The organism is Rhizobium sp. Leaf371 (genome assembly GCF_001424045.1).
Lineage (GTDB): Bacteria > Pseudomonadota > Alphaproteobacteria > Rhizobiales > Rhizobiaceae > Ferranicluibacter.
Genome location: NZ_LMQB01000013.1, coordinates 1 through 10807, shown reverse-complemented (window position 1 = coordinate 10807; position 10807 = coordinate 1). Strand labels below are relative to the sequence as shown.

General features: G+C 53.6%; 14 protein-coding genes. 6 read left to right on the top strand and 8 right to left on the bottom strand.

Annotated features, from left to right (window positions below; genetic code table 11):
• The coding region (locus ASG39_RS10510) for a type IV secretory system conjugative DNA transfer family protein (RefSeq protein WP_062594980.1) at positions 1-1431 on the top strand (1431 nt) is incomplete at its 5' end.
• Here the strand turns inward: ASG39_RS10510 and ASG39_RS10505 are convergent.
• Both ASG39_RS10505 and ASG39_RS10500 read right to left on the bottom strand, forming a co-directional pair.
• Positions 1422-1739, bottom strand: a complete 318-nt coding sequence (locus tag ASG39_RS10505) for a hypothetical protein (protein WP_062594979.1) — start codon at positions 1737-1739, stop codon at positions 1422-1424. The two genes, ASG39_RS10510 and ASG39_RS10505, sit on opposite strands and share 10 nt — an antisense overlap.
• Before the next feature lie 10 nt (positions 1740-1749).
• On the bottom strand, positions 1750-1977 hold the full coding sequence (locus tag ASG39_RS10500) for a hypothetical protein (protein ID WP_062594978.1): 228 nt from the start codon (positions 1975-1977) through the stop codon (positions 1750-1752).
• Positions 1978-2141: 164 nt separating this feature from the next.
• On the opposite strand from ASG39_RS10500, the gene ASG39_RS10495 reads away from it, so the two are divergent.
• Positions 2142-2507, top strand: a complete 366-nt coding sequence (locus tag ASG39_RS10495) for a hypothetical protein (RefSeq protein WP_156468117.1) — start codon at positions 2142-2144, stop codon at positions 2505-2507.
• Positions 2508-2756: 249 nt separating this feature from the next.
• On the opposite strand, the gene ASG39_RS10490 is transcribed toward ASG39_RS10495, so the two are convergent.
• Both ASG39_RS10490 and ASG39_RS10485 read right to left on the bottom strand, forming a co-directional pair.
• Complete coding sequence (locus ASG39_RS10490; RefSeq protein ID WP_062594976.1) at positions 2757-3476, bottom strand: hypothetical protein; 720 nt, start codon at positions 3474-3476, stop codon at positions 2757-2759.
• A gap of 553 nt (positions 3477-4029) precedes the next feature.
• The gene (locus ASG39_RS10485) at positions 4030-4713 is read right to left on the bottom strand and encodes an AAA family ATPase (protein WP_062594975.1); all 684 of its coding nucleotides are present in this window, start codon (positions 4711-4713) and stop codon (positions 4030-4032) included.
• Between the two features lie 31 nt (positions 4714-4744).
• Between ASG39_RS10485 and ASG39_RS23835 the strand changes: the two genes are divergently transcribed.
• Positions 4745-5158 (top strand): hypothetical protein, encoded by a 414-nt coding sequence (locus tag ASG39_RS23835; protein ID WP_156468116.1) that lies wholly within the window; start codon positions 4745-4747, stop codon positions 5156-5158.
• A gap of 467 nt (positions 5159-5625) precedes the next feature.
• On the opposite strand, the gene ASG39_RS23830 is transcribed toward ASG39_RS23835, so the two are convergent.
• A complete protein-coding gene (locus ASG39_RS23830) occupies positions 5626-5916 on the bottom strand; it encodes a hypothetical protein (protein WP_156468115.1) in 291 nt (96 codons plus the stop codon).
• A 198-nt stretch (positions 5917-6114) separates the two neighbouring features.
• On the opposite strand from ASG39_RS23830, the gene ASG39_RS23825 reads away from it, so the two are divergent.
• Positions 6115-6822: a hypothetical protein gene (locus ASG39_RS23825; protein ID WP_210168569.1), complete on the top strand. Its 708-nt coding sequence runs from the start codon at positions 6115-6117 to the stop codon at positions 6820-6822.
• A 47-nt stretch (positions 6823-6869) separates the two neighbouring features.
• On the opposite strand, the gene ASG39_RS10480 is transcribed toward ASG39_RS23825, so the two are convergent.
• The 3 genes from ASG39_RS10480 to mobQ form a co-directional block, all read right to left on the bottom strand.
• A complete protein-coding gene (locus ASG39_RS10480) occupies positions 6870-7769 on the bottom strand; it encodes a nucleotidyl transferase AbiEii/AbiGii toxin family protein (RefSeq protein WP_062594974.1) in 900 nt (299 codons plus the stop codon).
• Complete coding sequence (locus ASG39_RS23820; RefSeq protein WP_156468113.1) at positions 7762-8685, bottom strand: hypothetical protein; 924 nt, start codon at positions 8683-8685, stop codon at positions 7762-7764. The genes ASG39_RS10480 and ASG39_RS23820 overlap by 8 nt, the downstream gene beginning before the upstream one ends.
• Before the next feature lie 252 nt (positions 8686-8937).
• Positions 8938-9963, bottom strand: a complete 1026-nt coding sequence (mobQ, locus tag ASG39_RS23275) for a MobQ family relaxase (RefSeq protein ID WP_277995964.1) — start codon at positions 9961-9963, stop codon at positions 8938-8940.
• 145 nt (positions 9964-10108) lie between these two features.
• Here mobQ and ASG39_RS10470 point away from each other — a divergent pair, with 145 nt between their 5' ends.
• Together ASG39_RS10470 and ASG39_RS10465 are read left to right on the top strand one after the other, a co-directional pair.
• Positions 10109-10387, top strand: coding sequence for a hypothetical protein (locus ASG39_RS10470; RefSeq protein ID WP_156468112.1), 279 nt, complete (start codon positions 10109-10111; stop codon positions 10385-10387).
• Between the two features lie 3 nt (positions 10388-10390).
• A partial coding sequence (locus ASG39_RS10465; protein ID WP_200943884.1) for a hypothetical protein occupies positions 10391-10807 on the top strand: 417 nt, incomplete at its 3' end.

The following is a 10807-nucleotide window of genomic DNA, read 5'->3' as shown; positions in this document are numbered from 1 at the left end:
GTCTGCTCCGGTGAGATCGGCAGGGCATGGGCGATCCTGTTTCCATCCTCGCGCGTCGTCGTCGATGGGCCATGGCAAGGATCGTTTCTGACGGACAGCGACATCGCCGATCTGATCCGCCGCGATACCGGCCTGCCGCTCGGCCTGACGACAGGTGGCGGCCGGATGGTACGTTATGCCAAGGACGACGAACGCGGCTGGATCGGTGGCCACCATGCCGTCATATCCGGGACAAGAGGCGGCAAGGGCGTCTCCACGATCATGCCCGCGATCTTCGACCATGACGGGCCTGTCGTCGCGCTCGATATCAAGGGCGAGCTGGTCGATACCACCGTGACCGCCCGCACGGCCAAGGGCCAGCGTGTGGTCGCACTCGATCCGTTCCGGACTAGCAAAGCCAGCCGGGTAGAAGGTCAGAAGCCCATCGGCTTCAATCCGCTGGCCTTCATCCGGCCTTTGCATCGCAGCCGCGATGCGGCCGTCCTAGCGGATGGCATGATCGTACCGGAACAGGGAAGTGGCGCCCATTTCTCGGATCGGGCGCGGGCCTGCCTGCAGGTGACCATCGAAGTGGTTCACGAGCTGAGCGAGGCACCCACGCTGCACGAGGTTCGCGGCCTGATCCTCAATGCCGGATTCCTCGACACGCTGACGGCATGGGCCGACACGCCGACGCTCGCCGGAGGCCGCGCGGCCGAGCTGGCGGGATCGTTCCTTGGCATGGGGGACAAGGAACGCGGCTCGATCATCTCGACCGTGGCGAAATCACTGGAATGGACAGCCACAGACGCGATGCGCGGTTTCCTCGGCGTGAAGACCGGCATCAACCTCGAATCCCTGCTGCAGGGCAACGTCGATCTGTTCATCGTCATCCCGCTCGACCAGGTGACGGCGCAGGCCGGGTTTATGCGGCTGATGACAAACCTGCTGCTGGCGCTCATGGTCCAGCAGAACGAGCGCCATCCGGCGAAAAAGCAGGTCCTGTTCGTCGCCGACGAGTTCACCCGCCTCGGCCGCCTGGATCGCATCGTCGATGTCGCCACTGTCGCGGCGGGCATCAACCTCGAAGCCCTGTTCATTCTGCAGGACAAGGGCAGTCTCGAAGCGGTCTATGGCAATGCCGCCGACACCATCCTCGGCTCCTGCGCCACCGTCAGAATCTTCAACCTCGGGCGCGGCGACAGCCGCACCGCCGAATGGTCATCCAAGCTCGCCGGATACCGTACGATCCGCACGCAATCGACCTCGACGGCCGCAGGATCGAAGGCGGCAAGTACCAGCTCGGCCGAAGTCCGCGAACCGTTGCTGACACCATCCGATATCCTCGAACTGCCGACCCACGAAATGCTCTGCTTCATTCGGGGAAGAAAACCACTCCGGCTGGAGCGGATTCTCTGGTACAAGGATCGTCGCTACAAGGGCTATCTCTGACCCGAAACGGCCGTCGAAAACGACGTCCACGCCCCCTTCGGTGGAAACATTCCGTATCTTCTGAGCACCTGAAGAGTACGCAGGCACGTCTCAGCCTTCGGAATCAGGGCTTCAATCTCGGCATCGCTCAGGGGATTAAGCTCTCCACCGGCGCGGACATCGAGCCCAAAAATTTCCGTGATTATTTGAGCAGGGCTGAGTCCTTCCCTTCCAGCATCCATCCACGGCTGCTGCAGGATTTCATCGATAGCAGCAGTCGGATGCCCCAGCTTTTCACGCGCTTTTACGCGGTCACTGTCGTAAGGCATTGAGTTCTCCTCAGAAGTCGAACGTCTGTTTTTTGTTGGTTTTCGCGCCGAACTCCCGCTCCATATCGGACACGGCGCTCCTGAGCGCCTTGACGATCTTCGCGACGTCTTTTTCGTCCCACGCATACGTTTTTTTGTTGCTCAACCCGCCGATTTTTTGGATGGATTCTATCGCATTTATGGTGCGTTTTTTTGCCAATTCCTTGAATTTTTCTTGCTTATCTGTGGTGTTTTCCATGGCCAAAATCCTTCTGTCTTTGCCTACACCAATGCTGCACAGAGAACTTTTTTCACGTCAATAGCATTGTTGGGGTTGACGCGATTTTTCTCTCGAACAATCCTTGTATCAGGGCATTGAAACCCAGCCATACCGGCGAAAATAGCGATTAATTGTGCACATAAATGCACCATTATTCCTATGAAAATTCAACCAATGGAGAACTGAAAATGGGATATGCAGACGAACTAAAAAGCATGATTTCTTCGCTTAAAGAGCGGCCTAAATTCGCGGAAAGCCCGAACCAGGATCAGCTTGCAGCCAACAGGCAGACAGCCGCTCTCATGCGATCGGCGCTGACGGCGATCGCGGGGAGCCTTTACTGGCAACACGTTTTCCAGGCAGCGCGAATGCCTGATGGCGTTGGCAACTGGGAAACCTCGCCTCGCGAGACTGCGAGAGCGTACCAGCGAGTTTTGTCGGCTATGGTGACGACCCAGGACATGGGAAAGCTCATCGAGCTCCTGAAGATTGAAGTCCCGATCAGGTAAGTAGGAAATAGACCCTTACCCTGTTCCCTGTTCGATCCTCGCCGGAGGCGGGGTTCGAACCCGCGCGGAGCGCGGCACTACTGATGTTCCCCGTCCCGATACATATCACGCACCGGCACGCACAGCGGAAGTCACCCGCAGGGCCGGAGCGTAGCGGAGGACAGCCTTTCGGCTGTTGACGGAGCGAGCATGACGGTATGCTGGCGTTCGGGATGAGGAAAACTTGTCGGCCTATGGCCGACTCCGCTTTCATTTTCTCATATGTATAGAGTTAGAATGGGATTCAGACCGTCTGGCGGATTCACGTTGTTTGTCGATGCCGGCACCCAGACGTGCCAACGCTCGCGCAAGCGGACCGTCTTCCATGTCGAACAGCGGCCGCTCTGCCAGTGTCAGACTTTGACGGTGCGTCTCGATCTCGGCGGCGCGGCTTTGCCGCGCCTGATCGGCATCCTCCGGCTTGGGAGCTGGCTGACCGTATCGGCCGAGGAGCTGCAGCGCGCGGGCTGGGAGCGATAGACGGTACGCATTGCTGGTCTGCTGAACCTGCGGCCCCCTGCCCTCGTTTCCGGTCGAGACATAGCGACGGAGCCAATCGATGAAGCCATGCGCCCGCAGCGCCTTCAGCGCACGGCTGATCGCGTCCCGCGACCGCTTCAGCATCCGCATGAGTGTATCGAGCGATGGTTCGAGGCGACCTGTCCTGAAATCCACCAGATTGGCGAACAGCTCCACGAGTTCGATGGCAACCGAACCCAGCGCGCCGTTACGTGCGCCTGGCTGTCGTGTCGCCAGTTCGTAGCGCCTTGCCGCCATCACGATCCGGCGTACCTCCTGCCGATCCGTTCGCCGCCAGAATACGCCCTCACAGCGGCCGGCAGCACGCGAATGGCGGCGCACAGGTTCGACCGTCCGCAGGGGTTTTAGACCGTGTTGTGCGGTCAAAATATCACCTAATGGTGCAAACATATCTCGTCCTCTCGGTTGGAAAGACCGACAAGGGAGAGGCTCCACGCGGAAAAGCGGAACCTAACGAAGGCAAAGCATTCCCGTGGCAAGAATCCTCTTGCAATGTTCCGCTGATTTTGTGAGAATTCGACCACCACAGAAGAAATCTCACCGCCTCGGCGGATTATCAGAAGCCCGCCCTTGGCGGGTTTTTGTGTTTTGGGCCTAAGCCCTCCTGTCTCGTATTGCCCGCCAGAATCAGCGGAATTCTAGTTCAATGGTGCCTGCTGAATGGCATGGCAGCAAGGAAAAGCGCAATACGGTGTAAAGATGTATATTTGTCTACACCTTTACACCGTAGCGTACGAAAAGCATTTGCAATGCTTCCTCGAAAAGGTCGCGCTGCGATTTCTCCACATCCACAGCAAGGCGCTTCATAGCCTTCGCGTAGTGCGTTGGAAGATGCGCCCCCACAAGTGCCGTTCCCTCGCGTGATGGGATCGGTGCAGCCTTCGCAGGCGGCTCCGACTGGGTGGCTACTCGCGCGGGTGCGGCAGGTGACGGGGTTACGTCATCAAGCGCGTTTGCGAGATTGGCCCGTTTTGCTGCCATGTTTCTTTTCTCCGAAAAGCTGTAGACGTGTATAGATGTAGACTTCTTGAACTTCTTGTGCAGCCTTGCCCCCTGGTTCATATTCTTGCGGGGCAAGCCCCTGCATCTGCGCCCGCCCATAGGCCTTACGCTGATGTAGAGCTACCGGCACCAATGCTGCCCCCTGCTTATCAACGATCTGGCGCGCCTGATCGACCTCGGGACCAGATGGTGGGCAAAAGGTCATTACGACAGCACACGGTTTGCCGATTTGCTGCGCGGCTTGCACTGTCTGTTGCATGGCCCGAATATCGAAAACTTCGGGTTTGGTCGGGATCAAGATTAGATCGGCAACGCTCGCTGCATCGTGGGCTATATCCCGATGCACAGGCGGACAATCGAGAATGACAAGGTCAGCGCCAGCTTCCCGCATACGGTCGAGGTAATAGGGAAGACGTGCCGTCTGGATATCGCGAACCGTGGGTGTCTGACCGCTCTCGCCAAGTTCCTTTTGCCGACGGTCAGCCCAAAAGCAGGCCGACGCCTGCGGATCAAGATCGAACAGGGCAACACTTTTGCCGTCCTGCTCGGCTGCGACAGCCAAAGCTGTTGCGAGGGTCGTTTTACCAACCCCGCCTTTTTGGGATGTGATCGCCAGAATCTTCATAATCTCAAGGTGTAGATGTGTAGATTAATATATGGTTAACGAAGCGCTACACGCAGAACATTCATATGTAGACATGCCTACATATATACAGATCAAGACTGCTGAGATTCGCCTCATCCGTCAAGCAACGCCTCATGCTGCACCGCACCATTTAGCGGCGCTTATACTACGTCCGGAACTACAGAATCCGGCGTTCGGCGCGGGCGCCCGTTTGAGCTTTCCGGTTGTTTCCGGGTTGCTTGGAAGCCGGTTCCATAATCAGGAATTATGCAATCAACAATTCAGCACTGAAGCCAAAAGTAAATCACGGCATCCCCAAAAATCACTTTCTGCATATCAGTCGAAAATGCAGCTTTTACCCGTGCATTCGCAATTTTCGCAGATTTGGAGGTTTCTTAGCACCAAAGCAGAAATAATGGGTGCCATAGCGGTGCCACTGTGGTAATGTCCAGACACTTAGGAGTTTCCTATGAATCCGACTGACCCGAATGCTTCAGCCGTGACTGACAGACAGGCGCTTGTTTCGCCTGTGAGCGCTGTTGATTTGGGTGGGGCAAGCGGCTACACAACCGTTATAGAGGTAATTTTTAGCATCCACACGCATGAATTGGTCGATGTAGACATTCTTGCTCCCGAGGTAGCGACATGCCAAATCATGACGGTTCCGACATTGTAAATGCCCCAAGCCTCGGTTCCCCGGAACTTGTGGGATCAAATTACATTCTGCATAAGCAAAGGTTTCAGCTAATATACATAGTGCTGATACCATATCTGCTTTTATGTGCGGCGCTTTTATATATGATTCTTTTCAGCGAGCTTTCGCAAGAACGAATAACGCTGGGCGCGTCAGTCGTTCTTGCGCCTATTGGTGCTCTAGCTGGGGGCATAATAGGGTATTACTTCAAGTCTCCATCATGACTTAAATATAACCTGCTTTAGATTGTCTTCTCCTGGCATCTGAACAAAAATTTTTGCTTTTTTGCTTCGGAGATCCAAGAAAAATTTCTCGGTTCCTATTGCTTGCCTGATCGCCTCAACCTGAGATACCTCCAGATATTCGGCAATTGCATCTAAAGCTCTACCAGCACTAGGAGATAACCTTACATTAAGGCGCCGCTCTTCTTCAGCTGTTTTTGTCGGCGGAGAGGTGGATGTATCTGACAGAATGGGCTGTCCCAATTCCAATGCGGAATCCATAGCCATTGGATATCTCCCTAAGTCAGCATTGACACGTAGGTGCCAAGGTGCGCAAAATCTGGTGCCATTAATGTGCCAATTAAATCTTAAAGAAATTAGCCTTAGAGTAGTTTGGAATAGCTAAAAAGGGCTTCAAACATCTTGAAATGCATGATATCCTGTGTATAATTTACGTCGACCTTTCATACGGAAGCGATGCCACACGTGCTGCTGCCTCTTGATTTTATAACTATCGAAAAAGAAGAGACGCCGCCGCCTTTCTGGGAAGAGATTTTCGGCCCTTACCCATGGTTTGTCGTGCCTTTTTTAGGCGACCTATTAAAAATTACGGGATTGCGGGTAGCGCAATTGTGGGAAAATTACCGCTACGATGCCGTTATGAATATTCCTCCAGAATGGAGGAAATTTAGTACTTGGGGAGATTGGGAGAATTTATCTCAGGTGCAATTTAAATCTTGTATTTCGCAAGGTTTGGTGAGGCTAGATAAGTCTGCATTTTCGATAATATTGACTGGCGTTGCAAATTTTCATTTAAATAATAATAGCTTACCAAAATTTCCATTAATTGGATATCCGCCTTACTCAAGCTACCAAACGATACTTCCATCTTGCTTTACTATTGAATCTCAATCACGGATCAATATACGAGATGATCATCTTGTTGAAGAGATTTCGAAATTATCTATGCAAAGTAGACTTGTAATCCAAGAAGCATTTCGAGGGTATGGGCTAATTGAAAGTGTGGCACATGACATTGTCGATGCATTCCGCGAACTATCTGGTATAAAGCTGGATGTTAGGCTTATGCTTACCCGGAAGGGTTTCGATGGAAATCAATTAAAGAAACCCGTATTATCTCAGAGAATTCATAGAGAGAGAATCTGTAAATTTCATAATATAGAACTCGAATGAATCTATGATTTTAGAAAATATTATCCTTATTTACATTATAAATGATCTCATGATTTGCCAGCGGGCCATGGTAACGACTGATAAAATTTTTGAACTAGCTTAAACGAACCCTCAAAATCAGGAAGCTTACCCCCAATTTCTAGCTTCATTGTATCCCACTCTTTTGAGGAGCGCTCTTTGACTTCCTCATTATCAAAAGATTCAACTGTAGGGACGATGTCTCTGTCTTCCGATTTTTCCAGTAGGGTTTCCAGGATGATTGTCCGAGCGGCCACGTCAGGAGCATACTTCTCTACAAGCCATCTAATATCAAAAACGTCCTGTCGCCTATTTCGCTTACGCTTTACCTGCTGAAGAGTTGCCCGCAATTTTTCAGCAATTATTTCCTCAAAGCTATACGCCTGGATGGTGACATCGGGCTCTTCAATGGTGATCTCAGACGTGTTCACCACCTTCTCTTTGAAAGAAATATCAACCTGAAGAATACGGGTCGATTTTCCTTCTTTGAGCCGCGCTTCATCACTCGTACCCTTTTGGGCATAGCCAATATTCAATTTGAGGGCAGGCGCAGTAAAATCTGCAAATCCCTCTTTTTTCGGCTGGTAATCAAAGCGTTGGACTGCGCATGATATATCGGTGAAACCCAAATCTGCTGCAGCTCGTGGTAATGCGCGATTAAGAGTGGCTTTCAAGAGTTCCGCATATGGCTCTGGGTCTACAATAGCTGTAAAATCAACATCGCCTGTTTGCCTGTAGCTTCCATGGACCAGAGACATAAGGACACCGCCTTTTAGGACAAGGGCCTCATTCAACGCCTCGGTAATACCAACAGCATGCAACAATATCTCCGTAACCTGACGCTCTTGATATTTGATGGCGTCGGCTTTGGCTTCTTCAACCCAGGCGGATATCGCTACATTGCGTGGAACTACAATTCCGTCAGACATTTAGTGACAGCATCCATTTTTCGGAAAAATTCGAAACGTATTCTGCACTCGGGTCCAATTTTCGGCTTCCGCCTCTTTGTGCAAAATCAGCCCAATCGGAAACCCGAGAGTCCAGCAAACCTAGTCGCTCTTCGAGCAAATAGCCGGCACGCACTTTGATTATCGATTCCTCGGCTGAATCGACAGCTCGAATGATGTCATCAAGGTATGTTTCGGCAGACTGATCCCAAACCTCGATGACGTGGCTCATGCCACCACACAATTCGGGTCGGTCCAACATTTGAACGAAGACCTCTCCCACTGCTGCTATGCGGCCAAATCCACCGCGAATTTGCTTTACGACTGGCGAACGGACGGTTTTGTGTAACGAAACAAGTCGTTTTCTAAGAGAGTCCGGCCACGTTAACTGCTTCAATGGAGCAATGTACTCGCCTTCACGAACTACCGCGTAGTCGATAGCAAGCTTTTGATCACGGTGAATATTCCATTTTTTGGGCGTCGAAAGGCTCAAAGCTTCAGGGATACGATTGGTCAAGCTGTAACGCTGCATCGCAGAAAGGTGCGAGATATAGCAGAAGGGATCCAACAAGGCGGAAATGTCCTCGGCTGTTCCATCTGGAACATCTGAGACGCGAAAAACAAAAGCATAGCTATAGCTACGATCGTGCCGGCGCCACTCATCATCAGATTCCGGGTAGAAATCCGGATCAGGACGCAAATATCGATCTGCTAATAGCTTTGCGACAATGTTTCGGTAACGCGTTCTATCAGGGGCATACTTTGTAAGACGCAGCTTTTTCCCGTCAAATTCGCCAGCAAAATGCAATTCTCGTATAATCCGGAATAATTCATATTCCGTGACGACGGGAGTTCCGCGCGCCCTTAATACCTCGATAGCTGCATCTTGAAGTTTCAATATTCGGATACCCTAATGTCCTTAGGACATTAGGGTATCCGAACTCAATGTGTCAAGACAAAATAGCAAAGTTACATTTATGTATTAAAATCAAAGGTTTAAACGAAAAAAACAAGTCTGGAAGTGCTTTTGTCCTTAGGACAAAAGCACTTCCAGACCGTTACGCGTAAAATGCATTTGTCCAGAAGTTTTGTCAAGGCTGGATTTATTCGACTGCAAAATAGCAAGCCATATCTAGCTGGAAGCTGGATGTTATCGCTCTCGATCCTCTTTATCGCGCAGTCGTGTTCCTGGAGACTGTATAGTTCGACCCAACAATCTATCACGCTGTTCGAGAGTAAATTGCTTTGGAGTAATCCGCTCACTTTCATTGTCGGATCGCCCCCCTTCAGAGCGGTTTAGTTGCTCATTTTGTCGCGAGCTGAAATTTTCCAGACGCTCCCATAACGCATCAACCCTAGCCCTCTGTAGGGCAATCCATCTGCTAAAGCGGTCAAGGTTGCGGGCGACGACCTCGCGCCAGAGATTGCCGCGCTCAGTCTCCTCGCCGCGCCGTTCGAGCGCCATGGCGATAGCACCGATCTTCGGCTCCGGATCGCGATCAAGCCGGATGGCGGCAAGATCGAACACGCGAGCCTGTACGTTGTCGTTGGCGGCACGGGCCTGATCGGCCTTCTCCTGCGCCTCGATGCGCTGTTCCTCCAAGGTGCGGTGATCGACGCGGCCGGCATGGCCGGCGCGCTCAAGCGCGTGGTTGACTGCCTCCTGCCATGTCTCCCGCCAATACTCGATCAGCGATGTCTCGTTCCAGGTGCGATCCTTCTTCCCGAAACCGTCGCCAGCGATCTCCCGCATGGTCAGCATGACATGCGCATGATGATTCCGGTCGTCGCCCTGCCGATGCGGCGCATGGATAGCGATGTCGGCAACCATGCCCCGCGCCACGAAGGCCTGCCGCACGTAATCCCGCACCAGGGAAAGCCGCTGGGTGGCATCCAGCTCGTGCGGCAGGGCAAGCTGCACTTCTCGGCTCAACTGCGCGTCACGGCGCTTCTCCGCGATCTCCACTGCATTCCAGAGTGCCGTCCGCTCCGTCATCCATGCCGGGGTGGACTCTGGCGCCATGATCTCAGCATGGACGACACCGGAACGGCGGTCGTAGTCATGCACCTGGCCCGTGCGGCGGTCCTCGATGAGAACGCCGGCACGATAGGCGGCGGCGGCCGTCGCGCTGCGTCCAGCCGACCGGGAGATGACCTGAGCTGAGAAGCGATAGATCGCGATATCCGTCTCCTTCCATCATCCATGCGGTTCGGGTAACTGCGGGGAAGCCGTCCGGCCGGGCAACGCCCCTTGAGGACCGCGACATTACGCAGTAATGTATAAGCGCGCACTTTTCTTTTCAAACGAAATCACATCCGCCATGGCCGACCGCAGGAAACCATTGCCATCCGAACCTGATTTGAAGGCCGACCAGGCCGAAGCCGTCGCCGCCCTGAAGCAGGCCCGCAGCGATCATGCCCGGCGCAAGGAGGATGATCGGCGTAACGTCCTGTTAGGGCAGTTCTTCGCTGAGCACGTCCAGCGCAACCGCAAATTAAGGGACTATCTGGAAAAGCACGTCTTCAGCTTCCACACGCGGGAACGGGACCGGCAGTTTCTGCGCACCTGGCTCGACGGGATCGACAAGAAGACGGAATAGCGAATGACCAGCCTCATCCATGCCCTGCCGTCTGTCCTCGTCCTGATTGCCGCCTTCGGCCTCTATGGGTGGAGCAGACAAGGCCGGGAGCGTCGGAGGGCATGGGGAGCGGTCCTGTTCGCCGTCCTGCTGATCGGCGCAGCCCTGCTGGCGGCCGGAACGATTGTCACGGCCGGATGGGCCAGCGTTGCGCCTGTCCGTGTCGGCCTGCTGGACAGGCTGGCCGCCAGCCTCGACGCCATAATGGCGATCATCCTGTCCGGCGCGCCTGCCGCCATGATCCTCGTCGGCGTGATCGTCGTTGCGGCGGTGGCGTGGATCGTCTGCTCCGGTGAGATCGGCAGGGCATGGGCGATCCTGTTTCCATCCTCGCGCGTCGTCGTCGATGGGCCATGGCAAGGATCGTTTCTGACGGACAGC